Source organism: Paenibacillus intestini, assembly GCF_030803945.1.
Classification (GTDB): Bacteria; Bacillota; Bacilli; order Paenibacillales; family Paenibacillaceae; genus Paenibacillus; species Paenibacillus polysaccharolyticus.
Genome location: NZ_JAURUN010000001.1, coordinates 1,037,937 through 1,061,139 on the forward strand (window position 1 = coordinate 1,037,937; position 23,203 = coordinate 1,061,139).

Annotated in this window: 19 protein-coding genes; all 19 read right to left on the reverse strand. The window is 46.7% G+C overall.

The genetic code is table 11. The annotated features are described in order from the left end of the window. Positions 1-110: 110 nt before the first annotated feature. On the reverse strand, positions 111-716 hold the full coding sequence (locus J2T16_RS04470; protein WP_090915749.1) for a pentapeptide repeat-containing protein: 606 nt from the start codon (positions 714-716) through the stop codon (positions 111-113). Positions 717-802: 86 nt separating this feature from the next. Continuing rightward, positions 803-1,411, reverse strand: a complete 609-nt coding sequence (locus J2T16_RS04475) for a GNAT family N-acetyltransferase (RefSeq protein ID WP_154889316.1) — start codon at positions 1,409-1,411, stop codon at positions 803-805. A gap of 47 nt (positions 1,412-1,458) precedes the next feature. After that, positions 1,459-1,821, reverse strand: coding sequence for an Asp23/Gls24 family envelope stress response protein (locus J2T16_RS04480; RefSeq protein ID WP_186809671.1), 363 nt, complete (start codon positions 1,819-1,821; stop codon positions 1,459-1,461). A gap of 203 nt (positions 1,822-2,024) precedes the next feature. Next, on the reverse strand, positions 2,025-4,136 hold the full coding sequence (locus tag J2T16_RS04485; RefSeq protein WP_336122622.1) for a S9 family peptidase: 2,112 nt from the start codon (positions 4,134-4,136) through the stop codon (positions 2,025-2,027). Between the two features lie 18 nt (positions 4,137-4,154). Then, positions 4,155-5,087 (reverse strand): ABC transporter permease, encoded by a 933-nt coding sequence (locus J2T16_RS04490; protein ID WP_090915740.1) that lies wholly within the window; start codon positions 5,085-5,087, stop codon positions 4,155-4,157. A 15-nt stretch (positions 5,088-5,102) separates the two neighbouring features. Beyond that, the gene (locus J2T16_RS04495; RefSeq protein WP_145412920.1) at positions 5,103-6,020 is read right to left on the reverse strand and encodes an ABC transporter permease; all 918 of its coding nucleotides are present in this window, start codon (positions 6,018-6,020) and stop codon (positions 5,103-5,105) included. Between the two features lie 104 nt (positions 6,021-6,124). Beyond that, on the reverse strand, positions 6,125-7,696 hold the full coding sequence (locus J2T16_RS04500; protein WP_221788642.1) for an ABC transporter substrate-binding protein: 1,572 nt from the start codon (positions 7,694-7,696) through the stop codon (positions 6,125-6,127). Next, the gene (locus J2T16_RS04505) at positions 7,693-8,904 is read right to left on the reverse strand and encodes a M20 metallopeptidase family protein (protein WP_336122621.1); all 1,212 of its coding nucleotides are present in this window, start codon (positions 8,902-8,904) and stop codon (positions 7,693-7,695) included. The genes J2T16_RS04500 and J2T16_RS04505 overlap by 4 nt, the downstream gene beginning before the upstream one ends. Beyond that, a complete protein-coding gene (locus J2T16_RS04510) occupies positions 8,901-9,653 on the reverse strand; it encodes a FadR/GntR family transcriptional regulator (protein WP_221788638.1) in 753 nt (250 codons plus the stop codon). Before J2T16_RS04510 ends, J2T16_RS04505 begins: the two co-directional genes overlap by 4 nt. A gap of 267 nt (positions 9,654-9,920) precedes the next feature. Beyond that, positions 9,921-10,634: a glycosyltransferase family 2 protein gene (locus J2T16_RS04515; RefSeq protein ID WP_339838763.1), complete on the reverse strand. Its 714-nt coding sequence runs from the start codon at positions 10,632-10,634 to the stop codon at positions 9,921-9,923. 169 nt (positions 10,635-10,803) lie between these two features. Next, the gene (locus J2T16_RS04520; RefSeq protein ID WP_336122829.1) at positions 10,804-11,889 is read right to left on the reverse strand and encodes a Gfo/Idh/MocA family protein; all 1,086 of its coding nucleotides are present in this window, start codon (positions 11,887-11,889) and stop codon (positions 10,804-10,806) included. 12 nt (positions 11,890-11,901) lie between these two features. Next, entirely contained in the window at positions 11,902-12,825 is a 924-nt protein-coding gene (locus J2T16_RS04525) for an AraC family transcriptional regulator (RefSeq protein ID WP_336122620.1), read from the reverse strand. Between the two features lie 135 nt (positions 12,826-12,960). Beyond that, positions 12,961-13,965, reverse strand: coding sequence for a Gfo/Idh/MocA family protein (locus J2T16_RS04530; protein WP_499017838.1), 1,005 nt, complete (start codon positions 13,963-13,965; stop codon positions 12,961-12,963). Positions 13,966-14,223: 258 nt separating this feature from the next. After that, positions 14,224-17,028, reverse strand: a complete 2,805-nt coding sequence (locus J2T16_RS04535) for an alpha-mannosidase (RefSeq protein ID WP_336122618.1) — start codon at positions 17,026-17,028, stop codon at positions 14,224-14,226. A gap of 12 nt (positions 17,029-17,040) precedes the next feature. Beyond that, the gene (locus tag J2T16_RS04540) at positions 17,041-17,865 is read right to left on the reverse strand and encodes a carbohydrate ABC transporter permease (protein WP_123063799.1); all 825 of its coding nucleotides are present in this window, start codon (positions 17,863-17,865) and stop codon (positions 17,041-17,043) included. A gap of 27 nt (positions 17,866-17,892) precedes the next feature. Further along, positions 17,893-18,759, reverse strand: coding sequence for a carbohydrate ABC transporter permease (locus J2T16_RS04545; RefSeq protein WP_090924060.1), 867 nt, complete (start codon positions 18,757-18,759; stop codon positions 17,893-17,895). A 180-nt stretch (positions 18,760-18,939) separates the two neighbouring features. After that, a complete protein-coding gene (locus tag J2T16_RS04550; RefSeq protein WP_336122617.1) occupies positions 18,940-20,319 on the reverse strand; it encodes an extracellular solute-binding protein in 1,380 nt (459 codons plus the stop codon). 20 nt (positions 20,320-20,339) lie between these two features. Beyond that, the gene (locus J2T16_RS04555) at positions 20,340-21,641 is read right to left on the reverse strand and encodes a glycoside hydrolase family 125 protein (protein ID WP_221788632.1); all 1,302 of its coding nucleotides are present in this window, start codon (positions 21,639-21,641) and stop codon (positions 20,340-20,342) included. 248 nt (positions 21,642-21,889) lie between these two features. Further along, positions 21,890-23,077, reverse strand: a complete 1,188-nt coding sequence (locus J2T16_RS04560; RefSeq protein ID WP_312027616.1) for a GntR family transcriptional regulator — start codon at positions 23,075-23,077, stop codon at positions 21,890-21,892. Positions 23,078-23,203 lie beyond the last annotated feature (126 nt).

Genomic DNA, 23,203 nt, shown 5'->3' on the forward strand with positions numbered 1-23,203 from the left:
ACCTCGGAACGAATAGACTATTACTTTTTATTTTGGTCATAGGTACGTGACTTTGGTTCTTTTTCTGATTAGTCAAAAGTGATGATGGCCATTTCAAATCAGAGGTAAAACTAGTCCACTTTCGCTCCATAGGAGCGTGCAATCAGAACCGCCTGTTCGCGATCCATACGTACACCCTTTAAATCTAGTGATTTCAGATCAATGCCATCCAAGATTGCCCCCCGCAAATCCGCACCCTGTAGCTTCACCTTACTCATGGATACTCTCGTGAGGTCACAATCACGCAAATCCGCTTTGCTTAAATCGGATTCAGCCAGATCCGCTTCAAAAAAACGAATCCCTCGCAAATCCTGTCTCCCAAGTCGCGTATATCTCAGATTGGTATAAGACCAATCTCCTTTGACAAGTGTAATGCCGTCCATCTGGGCACCGGAAAAATCCGATCCCGTCATCTTGCAAGCTGTAAATTTGGAAGCAAACAGGTTGGCACCGCCAAACAGGCAATTCTCAAATGCAGACTCCGTATGTATGGAACCATTCATGGATGCCCCTTTGAAATCACATTCAATAAAACGGCAATGGCTTGTTTCGACTTCTTCCATGGAGGCATTCATGAACGTGCAATGCTTGAACACACAGCTAATTAGCTCGCCGTAACGCAAATCCCGTCCCTCAAAGTGAACGCCCTCATATTCCTGATCCTTATATTGATACATGGATTACACCTCATTTGGTATCGTGTTAACATCGTAGTCATTTTAAATGACAACTCATTCTACTATACCATATGAGATCACTTCATTCAGTGAAGTGCTTTCGACATTCGATACATGGATACAGCAGGTTTACTGATCACTCCCACTTTGTTGTACCCCAGACGTTCATAGAGCTTGATGGCACCTGCATTCTCCTGTTTGACGGTTAAGGAAGACTTTGCAAACCCTTGCAGAAGCGCCTGTTTCTCCGCATGACGGATCAATTCTGTCCCGATCCCAAGCCCCCTGCTTTCTGGTAGAGCAGCAATAATTCCGATGTGATATTCATCGTTCTCTGCCTCTTTTAACGTCACCATCGTATAAAACTCCTTCCAGTTACGCAGGTTGTATCCAATCAGCTTCCATTTGTGTATGTCAAACAGCTGTGAGAACGTCGGCCATGCCAGCTTATTCATCAGTGTCGTTGGATAACACATGATCATGCCGAGTGTTTTCCCCTCCCGAACCGCTTCGTAAGCGTACTCGTGACTAAACCGATTATTTCGGGACTTCCAAAGCTTCTGGAAGGTCTTATCTATAACTGCGGGCTCCCTGGAACCCGCCAATGAATATTTCATGTAATCAAGCGCCATCTCCGTTAGTTTTCCTCCGACGGCGGTTTGCGGATTTGCTTTTTGAATAGATATTTGGCTCATGGTGATCACTCCTCATGTATGCTTAGTAAGCTCTCGTCTCTTCGATCTTAAGATTTGGACGGATATGCTTCGGATGTCATGCCATCTACAAAAACGTTCACCGCTTGAATGGATATCCCAGTAAGATGTTCTACCTGGTCAATGACCTTTTGCTGTAACTCTCTGCAAACCTCGTGTACTTTACTACCGTAATGAACGATGATTTTCACGTTAATCTCCACGCTATTGTCTACTCTGCGAATGACAATGCCGTTATGCCCGCTACGACCGCTCCATATTTTGCTAATACTTTCAACCAATCCAGCCGACATGGAAGAAATTTCGCGGGTAGCACCTGTTATTTTACCGACCATTTTGGAGATGACTTCATCGGATATTTGGATCTGACCTAACGTTTGTTGATTCATCATATGAATCGCCTCCATTTTTTTGATAGCAAATACTATCATTTAATTAAAATATATATCATTCAACAACTGAATTCAACTATTTCTCCATAAAGCAAAAAAAACCGCATCAATTGCGGTTTTTTTTGCTTCTCTATATTAGGTGTTCATTCTATAAAAAGATTCGCCGAAAGGCTAACTCCCGAATTCATTCTGCATTTGATGAGCTACAGGTACTCGTTAAACCAGGCATTCACCTGTTCGAAGCTATCGACTCGAAGAGAAGGTTTGCCACTTTTGAGCAGTGAATGGTTGGAACCCGGGTAACGAATGAGCTTGGTTGTTTTTCCATAACGCTTCAATGTCGTGTACAATTCCTCCGCCTGAGCTACCGGTGTTCGGTAATCCTGTTCCCCGTGCATGATAAGCAACGGAGTTTCGATGTTGTGCGCATGGGCAAGCGGCGATCGAGACCAGAGGTATGCAGCATTCTCCGCAGGATTACCCCCAATAACACCCTCCACGTAAGAAATCCCGATGTCGCTAGTGCCGTACATGGATAACCAGTTGGAGATACAGCGTTGTGTCACAGCTGCTTTGAAACGGTTTGAGTGAGCGACAATCCAGTTGGTCATGACCCCGCCATAACTACCGCCAGCAACACCCAAACGAGATACATCCAGCATTGAATTCGTTGCCAGTGCGTCATCCACAGCTTCCATCAGATCCCGATAATCACCGCCGGCGAAGTCCCCACGACAAGCTCTGGCGAACTCCTGTCCATAACCTATGCTGCCTCGAGGATTAACCCATAATACAGCATAACCTTCTGCAAGAAGTGTCTGCATCTCATGACTGAATGCTCCGGTATACATCGCGTGAGGTCCACCATGAATCTGTAAAATCAAAGGTAACTTACGATCAGATTGCAGTTCATCTTCAATCTGAATTCCGGACGATGGAGCCGTTGCACCCGTAGTTTCAGTCCAATCTGCATCTTTCGTTAAATCAGGCATCGCTAGCCAGCCTTGAATCCGCAAACCGTCCGATGAGGTGAATTCCACTCTTGCCGGTACGTTAACCATTCGTTGCCCCATAAATTCATCATTACGATGAGTGAGTCTGACCATTTTACCGCTTTTCATGCCCACGGTGTACAACTCTCCTGGATGCTTATCCGTGAGCGCAGCTACAACCAAAGTCTCTTCATCTGCAGAGATCGTATACTGATAAACATCTTTTTCTCCTGCAGTTGTGATCATTTCGCAGTTGCCATCGGACTGAATTCGGTATACATCGACATTACCGTGATGTGTGCCTAGTACATATACTCCCGGTTGAAAAGATGAACGACTAATGAATGGCGAAGGAGAGGCGCTTGCCGACTTCATATCCCCCAGTGCAGCATTACCGATGTGCATATCTAGCTCAGGTGCGAATAGCCTGGGTATCCCCCGATTCACGGGAAGTGCAAACAGCTGATGATGGCTTCCACTTCCGTATTTACGATCGCTTGCAATCAGAATTAGTTGTTTTCCATCGGCTGTAAAAGAAAATTGGGTGATCTGGAGACTGGAATCCGTAACTTTGAAAGGTTCTTCAACTTTTCCTGAGTTTGCTTCAATGCTGGTCATATACACGTCCGTATGATGAAGCAAATCCGGATCTGATCCTGCTTCTTCTACTTGTTTGGAGATAAAGGCAAGTTTCAGGCTGTCCGGTGACCAGACGGGGGTAGTGATGTTCCATAACCCGGAGGTTATCTGCTTGATAAGTCCACTCTTGATCTCGTAAAGAAACAAATGGCTGTACTGACCATCCCACCAACCAGATCCTTCAGCTTTCGGCGTAGTGCGCTCGTAGACTTTTCCCCGCAATGTCGCTTCTGGTTGCCGGGTTGCTTCATCGTTAGCGTCTTTCGCCGACTCATCGGTTGATAATTGAGCTGAATTCATCTGAGCTTTACTCGTAAACGCAATATACTTCCCATCGGGAGACCAGACGTAACTCATGATTTTACGTTCAGGAGATATGAGCATGGACGGTTCTGTACATTCCGTATGAACAGACCAAAGTCCTTTTCCAGCCTGAGTCGATCGAATAAACGTCAACTTGTTGCCGTCTGGTGACCATGCAGGAGAGGAATCCTTCGTTCCATCCGTCAGCGCTACATCTTCTGTCCCATCCAGCGAAATTCCCCGAATTTGTGTGTTATATTCGTTCTTCGCCCGATCAATCGTTTGTTCAACGTAGGCTACTTGTCCATTTGCACTGATCACCGGCTGACTGATCCAGCGGTAGTGATAGAGATCCTCCGGCGTAATCTGGCTTTTTTTCATATCCATAACTCCCTTCCGTTATGATTTCTGAGCTGACTCTGTTCGAGGATCAAGCACATCCCGCAACCAATCGCCGAGGAAAATAACACCCAGCACAGTAAACGTAATAGCTAGTCCCGGAAATGTAGCAACCCACCAGCTCGTGGCTACATACTGCCGTCCGTCACTTAACATGCCGCCCCACGATACATCCGGTGGTTTTATTCCAAGTCCCAGAAAACTCAGCGAAGCTTCCATGATGATTGTTGTGCCTACATTCATGCCGCAGATGACAATAAACGACGACAATACGTTAGGCAAAATATGCTTGATAATCAGCCGTCCATTTTTGGCACCAATCGATCTGGCGGCAAATACAAAATCCCGCTCTTTCATACTAAGCACTTCACTACGAACTACACGGGTGAATGGCACCCAGTTGGTTACACCGATAACAAAGATCAACGTGGTCATACCTGGACCCACAATAGCCATCACTACTAACATGAACAGAATCGTTGGTATCGCCATGAATGCATCACCCACACGCATAATAATGGCATCCAGCCACTTTCCATAGAATCCGGATATCAGACCCAGAACGGCTCCGATTATTCCGGAGACAATGACGGCGCCCATACCTACAATTAAAGACACGCGTGCGCCATATACAATACGGCTCCACATATCTCTGCCCAGATTGTCGGTTCCCAGCCAGTATTCGGCCTTTCCGCCTTCGAGCCACGCAGGCGGTTTGAGACGGTTCAGCGGGTTGACCGCTGACGGATCATGACTCGTTAGCAGAGGTGCGGCTATTGCAATCAGGACAACAACCAATACAAGCACTGCACCGATGAATCCGGTCTTGCTGATGATTAGCTGTTGCCAGATGGATCGAATTCCGGCAATCGTACGCGAACTTCTGTTGTCCGGTTCGGTAACCAGAACATTTGTTTCATCGTTGTCTCTCATAGATCGCACCCCCTTCTAGTCATATTTGATACGTGGATCCAGCAGTCTGTAGGACACATCCGTGAGAATATTAACAACCACTACAATGAATGCAATCACAAACACGGCTGCTTGCACAATCGCCATATCATGTGTATTTACGGCCACAACTAACAGTTGACCCAAGCCTGGCCAGGAAAATACGGTTTCTGTAATCAAAGTACCTCCGATCAGACTGGTAAACTGCAGACTCATAATGGTCACAACCGGAATTAAACCGTTACGGAACGCATGCTTCGCGATCACTGTCATTCGTCCCAGTCCTTTACTGCGTGCCGTGCGAATGTAATCTTGATTCAGAATCTCCAGCATGCTGGATCGGATTAGCCGTGTCATCTGTGCAGCAAGTCCCACCCCCAGCGTAAAAGCGGGCAGAATCAGATGGGATAAACCTCCGCGACCCGAAACCGGTAAAACGCCCAGCACAACGGAGAATAACAGAATAAGCATAATGCCCATCCAGAAGTTTGGCATCGCTTTGCCAATCACCGAAATACCTGAAATGAGAAGATCGGTAAATGTATTTCTTTTCACTGCCGAGATCACTCCCAGCGGAACAGCCATCAATACTGCAAATAACATGGCAGCCGCGGCAAGTTCAAAGCTTGCAGGCAATCGCTCTAACACAAGCTCAAGTGCAGGCTGACCGTAACGGAAGGATTGACCAAAATCTCCCTGAATGGCATTACCGAGAAATTTCATATACTGCGCGTATAAAGGCTGGTCGAGTCCCAGTGCCTGCGTCAACACAGCCCTGTCCTCTGCTGTAGCGGTCTCAGGCAACATCAGAGCCACAGGATCACCCGTGACCCGAACCAGAATAAAAACAATTAATGAGACAATAAACAGCACCGGAATGACCTGCAGTAAAGATTTGAATACGTATTTTCCCACTCCCGGCTCACCTCCTCTTTCCAAAAAAGAACGGCAGGAACTTGTTCATCCAGTCCCTGCCGTTCACGGCTTACTCATGCAATGACAGGTGGTATTAGCCTCTGTTACTTTGCAACAGGTGTAATCTCATCCGCATAGAACATCTCATCACTGCGTGGTGCAAAGTTCACTTTGTCATTGGTTCCATAGACGCCTTCCATCTGATACAAATATACGGCAGGGCGCTCTTCTGAGAAAATCTGTTGCACTTGCTGATATTCTTTCTCACGAGACTCAGGATTCATGTTTACAAGTGCAGATTGCAGCAACTTCTCCACTTCCGGATTGTTGTAGTCTGATTCCCCTTTGGCTTCTTCCACCATATAGCGGTTATAGTTGTTGGACGCGTCAAACAGGGAGTTACCGATTCCGATCATGAAAATTTCTTTAAATGATTTGGAGCTATAACGCTCGCTGAATGCACTCGGCTCAAGCACGTCCAGATTGATTTTGAATCCGGCCTGATCCAGCATGGCTGCAACAACCTCAGCTTGTTCCTTGTACTGAGAAGATACGGAGATAGTCATCTCGGCCGTGCCTTCAGCGTAGCCTGCCTCTTTCAGCAACTGCTTTGCTTTTTCCAAATCATACAATGATGTCTTATACAGTGACGGGTCAGCTCCGAAGTTCCCAGGTGTTACAGATGTACGTGTAACGATCCCTGCTCCCCCGGCAATGCTGTCTACGATCCCTTGTTTATCAATCGCCAGATCAATGGCTTCACGAACTTTTGGATCAGCTGTAATGCTGCCTTCCGTTTGACGGAAGATCAGTTGCAGAACACGCTGAATAGGTGCTTTCACAATTTTTTTGTCTGCTTCGCCTTCAATACGTGCAATATCTGTTGATGGGATAGATGACGCAACGTCAACTCCGCCAGCAAGTAATTCAGATACACGTGTGGAAGCCTCAGGGATGACACGGAATACCACTTCATTCCACTTCGGCTCACCGCCGAAATAGTTTTCATTTTTCACAAGCTCAATCCGGTCGTCTTTGGTCCATTTGCTGAACTTGTATGCGCCAGTACCCACCGGCTCTTTCAGGAACGTGTCCATGCCCTTGTCTGCAATATATTTGGAAGGCAGGATGCCAGCGCCCATTTTGGACAAGCGATTGAGCAACAATGGGTCTGGACCATCGGTAATGATGTCTACCGTATGCTCATCCACCGCTTTGACTTCAACGATGTTTTTGAAATAACTATTTTGCTTCAGCGTATTATCTTTAGCGACTCTCTCCAGCGTGTACTTCACATCAGCGGAAGTGAACGGGTCGCCATTGTGGAACGTTACCCCTTCACGCAGCTTGAATCTCCACGTTGTATCGTTCACTTGCTCCCATGAAGTAGCGAGCGCAGGAACTTTTTTCTGCTGACTGTCGTTTTTGATCAAATAATCAAATACGTTCACAAGCACAGCTTCACTCGCGGTATTGTTATTGTTGTGTGGATCAAAGCTTTCGATATCCGTTGCCGCCGCAATTGTTAACGTGCTACCGGCAGCCGCACTTTCACTTCCGCTTCCTTCAGAGGTAGCATTGTTCGTCGTACCTTTACTGCCCCCACCACAAGCACTTAACACCATCACGATTGCCAGCAAAGTAATCCACAAGCCTGTCCATTGTCTCTTTTTCATTGTGATTCTTCCCCCTTGGAAGTTGTATTCCTTGCCAAAAATTCAAGTGCAATTGCTGACAACAAGCCTACGCCGTAAGGCATGACCGTTTCGTCAAGATCAAATCTCGGATGATGAAGCGGATACCGTGTACGCTCCTCTTCATTTCCCGATCCTAAGCGGAAAAACACACCAGGCACATGTTCGCAATAAAAAGCAAAGTCTTCCCCGCCTGTCGACGGTTTGATGTAACTCCACCCCTTCTGCGCATTCACCTCTTCACAGACATCTGTGAGCAGATCAACCATGCCAAGGTCATTCACAACAACCGGATAACCGTCACCATAGGTGACTTCACATGCCGCTCCGAATGAACTGCAGACACCGTTCACGACTTGTTTGATCAGAGATGGCATCCGTTCACGCACTGCAGGAGATAATGTGCGGACTGTGCCAATCATCTCGACTTCAGGTGCTATAGCGGTACCCATATAACCTCCGGTGATTTTACCAATCGTGACAACTACAGGTTCAAGCGGGTCCACCATACGGCTGGCGATGTTCTGTAGCGCAGTAATCACCTGAGCGGATACGGCGATCGCATCAATACCTTCATGCGGACGAGCCGCGTGACCTCCCTGACCCACAATCTTGATGACGAGCGGATCAGCCGAAGCAAAAGCAACTCCCTGGCTCACCCCAACTGTTCCCGTATCCTGACCGGGTGTCATATGCAAGCCAGCAATGGCATCCACCTTTGGATTCTCCAGCACTCCGTCCTGAATCATGGCTCTTGCACCGGCTAGTCCCTCTTCCGCAGGTTGAAAGATGAACTTAATGTTACCGGATTTGGGTCTGCCAAGTCCGGTGAGTAGTTCAGCAGCACCCATCAGAATCGATGTGTGTGCGTCATGCCCACAGAGGTGTGCCTTGCCTTTCACCGTTGAGCGATATTCCACCGATTTCTGATCTTCAATCGGCAATGCATCCATATCTGCTCGAAGTGCAAAGGTAGGGCCATCTGTTTCTCCGCGAAGCAGGCCAGTTACACCTGTCTTCCCAACATGACGAGTAACCTCAAGTCCAAGGCCTTCCAGATGTTCGGCCACAATAGCAGAGGTGCGATGCTCCTCATAACCAATCTCCGGATGGCGGTGCAGGTCTCTGCGCCAGGCACTTAACTTCGCTTGTAGCGGCTGAGCCAGTTGTATTAATTCAGCTTGCTTCATTGCATCTCATTCCTTTCCTGTTGCTCGGATTCCGACACCAAGCGCGCATAGATGGCATCAGCCGAGAATTCGATATGCCTTTTCATCGTATCCCGTGACCTTACGCTGTCTCTTGACTTCAGTGCTTCAAGAATCTCCATATGTACTTCGTAGTTTACGGAACGAATTCGATCATCGTAAGGCATCAGATCGAGCGCCGGGTTAATCTTCGTTCGAATTTGTCTGACGGCTGTTTCACAGTATGGATTTCGTGATGCTTTGGCTATGGTTAGATGGAATTTCACATCCAGTGCCCTGAACCATTCCCGTGTGCAATCCGGCTCGATACTTTGCTCCATATAGTTATACAGCTGTTCCAGTTCGCCTGCGGTGATCCGCTCAGCAGCCAGAAAAGCCGCCTCCGGCTCAATAATGGTCCGGTACTCAAACACCTTGAGCATCTGAGCCCAGCCTCGTTTGATCTCTTCTCTTGTCCGTTTATGCGAATTGGTCGTGAGTGGCAGGACAAAAGTTCCACCTTTTGCTCCAACTCTTTTTTCTATCAGTCCTTTATCTTCCAGTGCTGAGAGCGCTTCGCGAACCGTAATACGGCTTACATCAAACATCTCGGCTAAATCCCGTTCAGCGGGAAGCTGCTCCTCACTCATCAACTCTTTTAGAATAATGGCTTCTTCCAGTTGTTCCCGAATAAATTCACTAACCTTTTTAGTCGATACTTTTTCGAAATGAAAGGAGAATGGATTAGACATCTGATCACTCCGATCTGTATATGGTCTAGACCTTATACCATTAATATAAATCCGACTAAACTGATATGCAATACTTTTTTTGCTAAAATCCAACATTTATTTTAATCCCCCATATAGATCACTCTCTCCACATCGAAATTAAACTCTATCTATAAAGAAAAAAGACGCTCTGCACCGGTCAGAACCTCTCTGGATCAAATGGATGTTATACTTTTTTCTGAATGACGATATCCGACTCTTCGCTTAAAAATGCAGTGTCTCCCTTTTCTACAACTTTTTGTTTGCAAAAGGTTTAAAAGTCCTGGTTACAGCCAGTCGCTCGCTTCCTTCAAGGTAGAACTGATCCTCTGCTCTCCACGTATGACTTGCTTTGTTCTGCCTGCGCAGATACACATAGTTGTAAGGTGATGTTGCATACGTTTTGTACCCTCTCTTCCTGCATTGCCTTAGAAACGTAACATCTTCCCCCACCGAACGATCCGTAAATCGAACCCTTTTTAACACCTTTTTTCTGAATAACAGCGTGCCTCCCTGGATAAATTCCACAGGTTTATTGCTCTCGCCCGGTGACCTCATCAGCAATGTTCGGGAAGCTTCCAGATAAACCAGACAGGAGTGTTTACCCACAATATCACTGCCGGTTTGCCTGAGCGCACGTACCTGTTCTTCCAGATAATAAGGAGAGTAGTAATCATCATCATCCATTTTCGCAACGAGTGAAAAACGAGCTCTGGTGATGCCTGCATTTAGACACTGTCCTAGTGAGATACGTTCGGGTACTTGGTATACGTGGACATTCGCGTATTTCTGCACCTTTTTCCGAATCAAACGCATGTTCATGCTGTCGAGATTCAGAATGATAATCAATTCCTTGACCTTGTAACGCTGGCGAACATAATTCTGCAGGATGTTATCCAAAAATTGTGGACGGTTGGTGCAAACAACGATGGAAACTCCCATAGGTGTAAGATACCTAGACACAACATCCCCTCTTTCAGCTTATTTCCATTCATCCTATGTGTTTGATCCATATCAGGTATGGACGGCTCCCTCTATTATGGAAAAATAACAAAAAACCTCTGACCGGATAAACGGACAAAGGTTTAGGAATCTAATTATGTTAACAGAACAATCTATTGAAGCTTCTCCGTTAATTATTAAAGTATACTGCCTTGCCCGTGTGTGCCGACTCGTAAATAGCTTCCAAAATCTGTGATACCACCAGCGCCTGTTTTGGTGTAACTACGGGCTCCAAATCTTTATCGATCGCTTCAATCCATTTGCGCATCTCCACATCCGGTGCATTTTCGGACTGTCCTTCATAGAAGTCCACACCACCAGAGCTGAGTTCAATTTCATTGGTATACAGACGGCTGAACTTCTCGCCATTGATACGCAGTCCGTTTTTCATGTCAGCGCCTGCCTCGGTGCCACTCAGACTGCATTTAGCTTCGTCCACATCAAGCGAGTTCAGCGCCCAGCTGGATTCCAGCATGATCGTTGCCCCATTTTCCATGACAACCATACCAAAGGCGGAATCCTCCACCGAAAATTTCTGTGGGTCCCACGGACCCCAAGCATTCGCTGCATTTTCTCTCTGGGAGAGCTCATGATGCGTAGTGCCAAGTACTACTTTCGGCTGATAATTGTCCATCATCCATAAGGTCAGATCCAGTGCATGTGTTCCAATGTCAATCAGCGGTCCACCGCCTTGTTTCTCTTCATCCAGAAACACACCCCAAGTCGGCACGGCTCTTCTTCGAATCGCATGGGCTTTGGCAAAATAGATCGAACCTAGCTCGCCCGCTTCACACAGTTGCTTTAAGTACATGCTGTCCTGACGGAAACGGTTGTTATAACCGATCGTCAATTTTTTACCTGTACGTTCGGCCGCTTCCAACATAAGCTGAGCTTCAGCCGCAGTCTTGGCCATCGGTTTCTCACACATCACATGTTTGCCAGCCTCCAGCGCCGCAATTGAAATCTCTGCGTGGGAGATGTTCGGGGTAAGCACATGCACAATATCGAGTGTCTCATCCTTCAACAGTTCCTGGTAATCCGTGTATATCTCGGCATCGGCAGAACCGTACTGTTTCTTCGCCTCTGCGGCACGCTCTTCCACAATATCACAGAAAGCAACCAGTTCAACGTTCTCCAGCTTGCTCAGACTTGGCAGATGTTTGCCGTTTGCGATCCCGCCACAGCCAATAATTCCAATGCGATATAATTTACTCATCATAAGTCACCCTCACTTTAGTATTGGTTGTTTCATTTTGCGAAAAGCCGACGGGGTCATCCCAAGGCGTTTTCGAAACACAGCATGTAAATAGTTGGCGTTGTTAAAGCCTGAGCCAACCGCAATCTGTTCAATAGACACGTTGCTTTCCTGTAAATTACGGCACACCGCTCGCAGGCGAATGTCCTCCAGCACTCGGCTGAACGGCATATCAGGCTGTACCTGATAAAAAATGCGTTGCAACTGGCGGCTGCTGATGTGCAGCTTCTCGGCGACATGCTCCAGCGTCACTACAGAAGCGTGATTAGCTTCCATGTACTGTACAGCATAATCGTATCGATACACTGTCATATCCCTTACAGGAGCTTCAGCTCGAATTCCGCCCGTATCGTAAGCGCGAACTGTTTTTAACAAAATGCTAACAACCAGCTGCTTAATCGAAGTATAATATCCGACCATCTTGTGGTCACATGCTTCATACGCTTCGAGAAAACAGAGCATTGCACGGTGATAATCCTGAACCGGTTTATGCGGAAGTGTCTTTAGTTTTTCAATGGTCTCTTCTGATTCCGCAACTTCCCATGGATCGACATGCTCTCGTGGTTTATGCACGATATCTACATGAAGACACAACTCATCCATATCCTGCTCGGCATCGGCTTCCTGATAATGAACAACCCCAGGTCCGGTCAGATACAATAACCCTTCCGATAATGCATGGGACTGATCATCAATAATAACTCTGCCTTTCCCTCTAGGAATGAAATGGAACTCATACTCCGCATGGTTATGAAAATCGACAATCCGCCCCGCTGGAAATGTCGTCAGATGAAATCGCAGCACACGAATCTCGTAATGCCCCCATACCACGGTAATATCAAGCCGCTCCAGGAGATCCTGCCGATCCAGCATTTTCTCATACGGATACAGACTCAAGATGCCTTCCTCCTTAACGCCTTACAGGACGAATTTATATTGAGTAGAACTGAAGATTTTACACAGTCCACTCCGTTAAAGTGTAAGTAATTCATTCAACTTATATAATCCAATCTATCCTGTCTAGCTTGATATCTAACTTTGCAACTCAGTCAGTGCAATTCGTTTACCTTCCTTCGCTGAGCGATTCGCCGCTTCTATCAACCGGGTCAATTCCATCGCCATGTTGATGTTTGCGCTGTCCTCGGTATCATTTTGAATGTGTCCTACCCATTGATTGAATGCGCTTTCTACATTTTCAGCAACAGGAAGTTCGGTCCAATCCGTATACTGACCTTCCGCTACTTTCGTGCGAATCAACAATGTGGAATCCGGCGTTCCATATAACATTGTACCCTCTGTGCCATGTACTTCAATAGTAAAAGGCGAGTGACTGTTCACAAATCCCGCTTCCACTACCCCAATAGCTCCTGTTGATGTAGAGAGTGTTGCCACTGCATTATCCTCAACTTCTTTGCCTGTAATATAACCAAAGTGTGCGCTCACATCGGTAATTGGCTGATTTAGAAACAATCTCGTTAAATACATCGGGTGACAGCCCAGATCAATCAGAGCTCCGCCTTGACAGTCATGCAGATCATAGAAGTGCTGAGGCAGCCAATCTGTGATCGCTCCATCATGGGATAATCGTGCCCTCACGTATGTAACTTGACCGAGTAATCCGCGCTCAAGCACGTCTTGAATGGTCAGCGTATATCCAGCATATAGACGAGGAAGAGAAACGGTCATTTTGACTCCGTTTGCCTGAATCTCTCTCAGAATAACACTAGACTCCACTTGCGTAGCGGCAATGACTTTTTCGGTAAAAATATGTTTACCCGCCTTGGCTGCAGCCGTAATCACCTCTTCATGGAGACGTGTAGGCGCATCTACAATTACCGCATCAATGTCATCTTGTGCCAGCATATCCGCAAGCGATGCATAAAAGGGCACGTTCAAGCGGTCAGCGGCTTCCTGCCCACGCTTCGGGTCTTCGTCCCACACGGCGGCGATTACTGTATCCTCGTGTTCCTGGGCTTGCTTGATGTAATCCCATGCATGTACATGCCACAAACTGATTTTTCCAATTCGAATGGTCACGGATGTCTTCCCTCCATAGTATATAATATTCTGACAACGTATCTATAAGGTATCACATGATTTATTTATTTTTAATCGAAACTCACGACAATTCATATATAAAATTACGACATTTAATATTATTAAACTATCACAGTTGCACTTTCCCTCATTCTCCTAAAATATGAAAAAGCCGCTCACAGGCGGCTTCTCATCCAACAGTTAACGCTTTAAGCTCTAAAGCCTAAACTTCAGCTGACTCTGTTGATTCGTTCGGTATCACAATAGCTCGTAACCATGCGTAACAATTTTATATCCCGCTACCGTCCGATGATTATTTTCAAGCGCACCCTTCACCCGCTCCAGCACATCACTCTCATATGTGGAGACACACTCGAAGCCAGTCTGTACATGCAAATCAGCCGGATCAGCACTCAAATTGAACCAACGTGCAATCACATCTCCTGTTTCTTCTGCAATCTTCAAAGCGGAAAATGCCAGCGTCGAATTCTCGGCTTGCCAGTCCAGCCACTGTTTGCTCAGTGGTAATTTCCGTTGGCCATCTTTCATTCCATGTACAGGCTGCGCTTCTTTTTCATACGTATGAGCCAGTTCCCCAAGCTGCACCGTCGTCCACGGGATAGGATACGTGTATGCACTTGCACAAGCACCTGATTTCGCCGCATCGCCTGCAAATGGAATAATAGCATACTCCACCGCCTGAGGTCCCAGACATTGAGCCTCCGGTGTGTCGAATACACCCCAATCTCCCAATTCGGATGAAGCGCGGAGCAGCGTAACCGCAATCGTACTTCCTGCATTCTCCTGTAAAATCTCATATTCATTGAGCCCTTTGTTCGCAACCATCAGCCCGGTGCTCCCATCCGTCACATGAACAAATGCTTGCTGATGCTGTGCATTGCTCGGATTCACCCACTCCTTCGCCGGAATGTTTGGCCGTTTGGCGACTTCAAAGATGGAATCAGCATAATGATGGTCCGTGACCAGACCGGACGGGAAAAGCGCGCGTAGACGATGATCTTTGGCCTGATTGTTAAATTCGGTCTTTACCTTGACCATATTACTGCCTGCTTCCAGTGTATATGTTGTTGTGATGTTAAGAGGAACGGTATCCTGAACACGCTGAGCCTTACGCTCCGTGAACGGAACCATGTAACGTTTCTCCTGCTCAAACAGCTCATCTGCCCCAGCCGGAATGTTCCAACGCAGCACACTTTCCATTACGGCATGATAAGGGGAATGCTCCACAAGACGTAGCTCCGCCTTGAGTTGTTTAGTGGATAACGCTTGTTCACCTTCAGGCTGACGGTACACATATTCGTTGCCGATATCCCCGGTATTTTCGTAGACGTTCAGTCCGTGATATTCTGTTCCAGAGCGTTTATCGAGCAAAGTGATCGCGCCATTCTGCTCCACACGCACTCGCAGATATTCGTTTTCCATCATGTTCGCTTCAATCTCAACTTTAAATTCAACGCCAGCCGCCTGTCTTTCTTCCTTTTCCCCGACTGGAACCAGACCATACGTCTGATAACCCAGTGCAGGAACATTGTTCGCCTGGAAAATCACCTTAACCTTACGTGCCATATATGGCTGACGGAAGCGATCTTTCGGAAGCTCGTAACCGAAATGAACACCTAGATCAAGAATTTCGGCTACGTATATATTGCCTTCAGCATCGATCACTTGATATGTTGGTAGTACGACTTCTTCCAATTTGCGCGCAAGAGCCTGTGGATTCGGACCTTCCGGGAAAAAGGATTTATCTACGATCAGTTCTTTCTCTATGATACCGCTTCGCATCCACCCAGCCGTATTAAACACGGTGAACAACACGGCATCCTCGGCCCAAGCTTCGATATTCTGTACGTCAATGCATTCCGCAATGGCTTGCGACGTCTGGGATACCAGCTTCTCGGCGAGTTGCCGACTCTTGGCAAACCGGGTCACCATCTCCCGATGCACCTCATCTACACTACAGCCACAGATGCTGTCATGTGGATGATTCTGCATAAGCATCTTCCAGGCATGGGTAAGCAGATGATGCGGGTATTCCTTAACCCCGGCTACATGGGCCATGGTTGCCAGGGGTTCTGCTACTTTTTCCAATAACGTCTGACCTTGCTGGTTTAACTGTTTCAGATAGACACGTGCAGAGGCTGTATTCACCAGCGTTCCCCATCCATCCGTATGCTGACTGCGAAGCTCCCCTTCAATCGTTGCCAGATGATCAGGAACCTGCTGCGAGACTGCTGCGATATAGTCATCAAAATTGGAGTGTACAAATTTCACTTCAGGGTACAACTCGGAAGCGGTACGAAGTGCCTCAGGTAGATCCGTCTGAATAGGCTGATGATCACAACCGTTCATGAAGAGTAGATGTGATGTTGATGCAAATTTCTCGGCTTCCTGCAGATTTTTGTCCCAGTACACTCGTGCTTTCTCCGGGTCTACAGGTACTTCCATCCCGTTACAATACCAATTGGCAAACAGAATACCGAGCACTTCCGAACCGTCCGGGGAACGCCAGATCATCTCTGAATAGGGAGATTCATACGCTTCTGCATCCACAACAGCGTTGTTGAATCCGGTAGGTTTTACCCCGCGCCCAAAAATCGCATTCTGGATATCCGCCTGCTCTAAAATCTGCGGGGCTTGTCCCATATTGCCGAACGAATCCGGGAAATACCCGGTTTTAGAGATGATTCCAAAAGGTTTGGCGTCCCGATGCCCTATGAGCAGATTGCGCAGGTTAGCCTCGCTACTCGTCAGAAACTCGTCCTGAAGCACATACCACGGACCAAATTGAATGCGTCCCTCACGAATGTACCGATCCAACCGCTCTTGCTGGTCTGGACGAACTTGTAAATAATCTTCCCGAATGATGGTCTGTCCGTCGAGATGAAAGTACCGATATTCCGGGTCCCGGTCGAGTGTGTCCAGCAACTTGTCCATCAGTTCAACCAGTAACACATGATGATGCTCGTATGGCATATACCATTCCCGATCCCAATGCGTGTGTGAGATCAGATGCGCTGTTTTTTGATTCGTCGTATTCGTCATATGTGTCTCCTCCTATCCCTTTGTCGCTCCACCCATACTAAATCCTTTGGACATATAACGTTGGGAGAAAATATAGAGTACTACCGAAGGCATCGTGTATAACATCGAAAATGCGGCCAATCTGCCGTATTCCACCATGCCATGACTGCCGAAGAATTGATAAATCGTGACCGATGCCGGCAGTTTTTCCGGGGTTTGAAGCAAAATGTAAGGTACAAAAAAGTTGCCCCAGCTGCCTGAAAAAGTAAAGATCGCAATGGTTGCAATGCCTGGCAGCATCAGCGGAGCAACAATGCTTCGCAAGCCTCTCCAGACCGACGCACCATCAATCCAGGCCGATTCTTCCAGATCAATTGGAACAGAATCCATGAAGTTCTTCATCATCCAGATGCCGTATGGAAGAGATGAAGCCGTCAGGAACAGCATCGTAGCAATGATGGAGTTCTGCATTTTGAAGAACAGAAACATCTGGAACACTGGCACCATCACAGCCGTAATCGGCAAAGCCGTCATAAACAGAATGGATAATAAAAAGCTTTTCTTAAACCGCATCTCGTAGCGTGACAACGGATAGGCCGCCAGCACAGATACTGCGACAACAAGTGCCGCCTGTCCTCCTGACAGAATCAGACCTACCCCGAACGAGCGCAGGTTACTTTCATCCCCAAGTACATCCTTGAAATTTTGCAGTGTCCACGTTGCAGGCATCTTGATGCCTTGCTGCGCGTTCGGATCAAAGGATGCCAGAATAATCCAAAGTAGCGGCAATAAGAAACATAGACCGAGGAAAACCAGAATACCGTACTGGATTTTGCGTTGAATACCGTGTTTGACCATCATAAGAACATGACACCTCCTTAATCCTTACACTTTTACTTTCATCGAACGGATGTAGAACAGGCTGGCGATAATACCAATGAACAGTAACACAAGAGAAATGGCTGTTCCGTATCCGAACTGGTAATTCACAAAAGCCTGGTTATACATAAATATAGGCAAGGTTTGCGTAGAGGTACCCGGGCCACCGCCCGTCATCGTATAAATCAGGGTAAACACACCCAGTGTCTGCAAAGTAACCAGCATCATATTGGTAACGATTGAGCCTTTCACCATCGGAATCGTAATATGGCGAATGATCTGGAATCCGGTGGAGCCGTCAATAATAGCGGCCTCTTCTACTTCCTTCGGAATATCATCCAGTGCAGACTGATAAACCATCATGGAAAAAGCCGTTCCATGCCAGATGTTAGCGATAATGACACTCACCATGGGAAAACTGAACAGCCATGAGATCGGACTTACGCCAAACCAGCCCAGAATCTGATTCAATGAACCATTGTCACTGAAAAAGGCTACCATACAGAATGCCACGACAATTTCGGGCGTGACCCAGCCAGCAATTACGATTATGCCGATGATCCGGCGGAACGTTACATTTTTTTCTTTCATGAGTAAGGCAAGAATAAATCCGAGCACGACCTGACCGATCACTGCTGAGAAAATCAGAAATACAAGTGTACGCCATACACTGATCCGAAAGTCAGGGTCCTGGAACATGTTAATAAAGTTTTGGAACCCTACAAATTCCAGGCTTTTGGCTGCGGCACCGGTTAATGCCATATTCGTGAACGCAAAGCAGATTGTGAGCACAATCGGCACGATAAAAAACACGAGTAACAGCGTTACGGAAGGCATCAGAAACAGAAATGAGCCCGGGGCTTTTCTTTTCATACGTCACTCTCCATTCGAACCGGAAAAAGGGGAGTTTTTCGCTCCCCCTCCGAATATATCGATGTTGTTATCCTCCCTATATAAGTTGAACCAAAGATATATTTACACGTTCACTTCGTTTTTGTGTAAATGACAAGTTCAACTTCTATAGATATCTAATTCACATCTCTTGCAAGTAAACTATTTTTCTTCGATATGCTCCGCTCCAACTGCTCGGGAGACATTATCCTTGAACTGTTTGATGGCATCTTCCGGCGTAAGTTTTCCGGAGGCAATGCTCTCCACGATGCTTTGCAATTGTGCGGATACCGATGCATATTGATCATTGGCCGGACGGAAGTGAGCCACATTCAACAGCTCTTGTGCTTCCTTCGTATAAGGGCGATTCGTGTACCCTTCAACTTCTGTCGAATCGTTGCGTGGACTGAGACTGCCCTCGGCAACGACACGTGCTGTTGCGTTTTCTTTGTTCATCAGAAACTCAATAAACGTCCAGGCTGCTTCTTTGTTTTTCGCCTGAGCAGGAACGGACCACGCCCAGCCTCCAGACATTGTGGTCGCACCTGGCTCCTGTCCATTCTGTGTCGGGAACGGTGCGAAACCGATTTTTTCTTCTACATTCGGAATCGGAGCAGCTCCATTTTCCGCCCATGTAGAACCTGCCCAGCTTCCATCGACCGCCATTGCCAGCTTGCCTTGCGGAAATTGCTGCTGGAACGCAATGCTTCCTGCCTGTCCGTTAAGCGCTACTTGCATGGTTGGTCCGGTTTTGTCCTTGTTGAAGACCTGATCAATAAACTTGAAGGAATCCAGCAATCCCGGACTGTCCACAACCCATTTCTTCGTTGCATCGTCGTAGAGCGTATCCGTTGTACCATATAACAGCATCTCCAGCGTCTGCATCGTTACGCCTTCACCGTTCGCTTTACCGACAATGAGATTCAGCGGCGTTACGCCAGGCAGCTTCTGCTTGATCGTGCGGGCCGCTTCCAGAACTTCATCCCAGCTTGCCGGTTTGAACGGTACAGGTAGTCCAGCTTGCTGGAATAGCTGTTTGTTATACCAGATGCCGCGTGTATCCGAAGTCGCTGGTATACCATAGATTTTGCCGTCCTCTCCAGTTACTCCGGCTTTCAGGTTCTCGATAATTTTGCCGTTCCAATCTGCCCAGCCTTTCACTTGCTCGTCCAGAGGCTCCAAGTAACCTGCAGCTGCGTCCGATTTAATAATAGAGGTATCCTCGGCAATGACGTCAGGTGCAGTATCCGGTGATTTCATCTGTAACACCATTTTGGAAGTGTAATCGCCTTCACTAGCAAGCACAGGTGCTATATTAATCTTGATATCGGGATGATCTTTCTCAAACTGCTCGACCAGTCCGGATTTGAAAAACTTCGTAAGGGTGTCCTCCGAACCAGAGGAACGGAACGATACGGTTACTTCTTTTTTCCCATCACTAGTCGTGCCTGTGGAAGAACTTCCACTTGAGCAGGCAGTCGTCAGAATAAGCAAAGAAGTCATCGCAGCTGCCACCGGCAGTTTCATCGAAAATTTTCTCATGTCTCGATCTCCTTTTTGTCCTATTTCTGTATGCGGAATCCGCAATAATCCATGACTAACTCGCTATATAACATGTTGGACCAGGAAAACCATGGACGGGTATACTCATGTGGATCATTCGCCGAGAAACCTTCATGCGTCAGACCTGTATCCGCATCCGTCCGCTGGATCAACTGAAGCATGTTCATTTTTTCATTCCGATCTACAGAAGTTAGTCCCTGCATAGATAAGGCGATGTGCCATATATATCCTTCGGGTGTGTGCGGACTACCAATTCCGGAAGCCGAAGAACCTTCATAAAAATAAGGGTTCTGTGCGGATAATATGAACCGGCGTGTGTTCTGATAGATCTCGTCATCTTCCGTAACATATCCGAGATAGGGTAAAGATAAGAGACTTGGTACGTTGGCATCATCCATCAGGTTGTGGTTGCCTTTCCCGTCCGTTTCATACGCGTAGATCGTCCCGTATTCAGGATGCTCCACCATTCCATATTTCCGAATTCCTTCGTCAATCTGTTCCGCCAGCTTTCGAGCTGTCTCGGCCAGCACAGGTTCATCCAGTAACGCAAGTGCAATCTCCTCTACATATCGGAGAGCTACTACCGCGAACATGTTGGATGGAATCAGATATCCATATTCACATCTGTCATCACTTGGGCGGAAACCCGACCAGGTCATACCCGTATAAACGGTCTCTGTGCCTCGCCCTTCTCTTCCGAGCGTATCCGTCTCGGGGGCGTCCAGTCGCTGGAATGTATATGGAGAACGGGTCTCATGATGTTGCTCTACTTGCCATAAAGAGATGATCTCGTTGACGGCGTTACGAAACGTGGCATTAAACTGATCCGTTCTGCCTGTATTTTTCCATAGCAGATAACTGAGCTGAATTGGATACGCCAGTGAATCAATCTCGTATTTCCGCTCCCAGATCCAGTCATTCATTTCTGTAAGATCCGATTGATGTCCATTGCCACTCTCTGTTTCGTTAAAAGCGTTTGCATAAGGGTCTAACAGAATGTATCTAAGTTGCCTTTCAACCAGCCCGGCGATCATATCCGACAGTTCCTGATCTTCTGAAGCAAGCATCAGATACGGTCTGACCTGAGCCGCAGAATCCCTGAGCCACATGGCGGGAATATCCCCGGTGATGACGAATGTTGTCCCGTCTTCCTTACGCTGAATCGTCGTTGTTAATGTATTGGTAAAGCAGTTTTCAAACATCTCCACAAGCTTGGGATGGTCTGGCAAACTAGCCTTCACTTTGCCGATCATCTCCTGAATGGAAGGAGAAATGTTCTGATCTTTTCTCGTTATGTGCATGAGTCCTCCTTAAACATCAAAAGTTTAACCGCTTTCATCATCCTAAAACGAATTAAATGTTATGTCAATATATTTAATTATATAACATCATGTTATTTACATAAAATAAATCAAATGGTATGTTAACTTTTGTCATTAAAGCCAATAAGAACATATGCACAACAAAAAGAGACTTCGTCACCAAAGCCTCCGTTATATTCATCTGATCTTATCCATCTGGTGCATCGAATTCCACAAATTCAATACCCTTATTTCGGTTGAAAAACAGCACGCTCTCTTACCTGACTTGTCGAGGTTCCCTTTACGATGGACGCAGGAAGGACAACTCGCTTAACCCCGCCTAGTTCTTGACCTTGCATATGTTGCAAGACCATTTCAAACGCCTTTTCTCCCATATCAAACTGGTTCTGCTTGAGGTGGGTAATTCGCGAATACCTTTCGGTATGCGGACTGTCAAAACACAGGATGGACAGTTCTTCGGGTACACGCATATCCAACTGTTCTGCGGCCTCTAAAGCAAGTAATGCAATGTCATATTCAGCTGCAAAAACCGCTGTAATCTGCGGGTATTTTTTAAAATGCGCAACAAGCTTCTCCACGTCACGATGCTTGGCTTCAGGATCGAATTCATTCGGCAAGGACGAAAGGATAGACTCCACCCACATTTCTCGATTCACAAGTATACCCTGATCGTTGTGCGCCTCAATAAAACCTTCAATTCGTTCCTCAATGGTCGTTGTGTTCACTGGAGGCTGCGTAAGAAAAGCAATATGCTGATGCCCCAGATCGAACAAATACTTTGTACCTTCTCTTGCTGCTCTGACATTGTCCGTGCTAACCGAGGAAGCGGGAATCCCTTTAAGATATCGGTCTATCATTACAAACGGGAACTTGCCAACCACCAGTTTTAAAATCTCGTCACTAAAATATTCCCCCTGTGCAGGGAAAATAATTAAACCGTCTACCCCAAGCTCCAGCAACTCACGGATACACTGTTCCTCCTGCTCGGGAATACCGAAAGAACGTCTAAGCACAAGAAAGCTGTCATGTTTTCGTGAAGCTTCCTCCATACCATATAAAAGCTCTGTTCCATACATATCGCTGAAATTGGTAATGACCAGACCGATGAGCAGTTTACGTTCCTGCTTCTGTCCTTTGTTGGCTACAGACGTAACATCTCGTCCTAACTCATCCAAAGCGGTATCGGCCACAAATGAACCACGTCCCGGCTGTCGAACAATCAGCTGTTCATTGGCCAGCATTTCCAGCGCCTTCTTCGTTGTAATCCGGCTCACGCCGAATTCGTCACATAGTTCTTTTTCCGATGGAACACGATCACCAATTTTATATTGATGTTGCTGTATTCGTTCTCTCAACGACTCAAAGATCTGTTCATACATCGGCTTGGAAGCCGAGTCTTTCGCCAATACAAGCACCTCCATAAACACTTTACTTCATAATTCTTATACCCTAATATATCATGTTATATCATTAAAGTGAAGGAGAGATGAAAATTATTGTATGTGTGCATAGTTAAACCCCAAAAAACGGCAAGCCCTGAT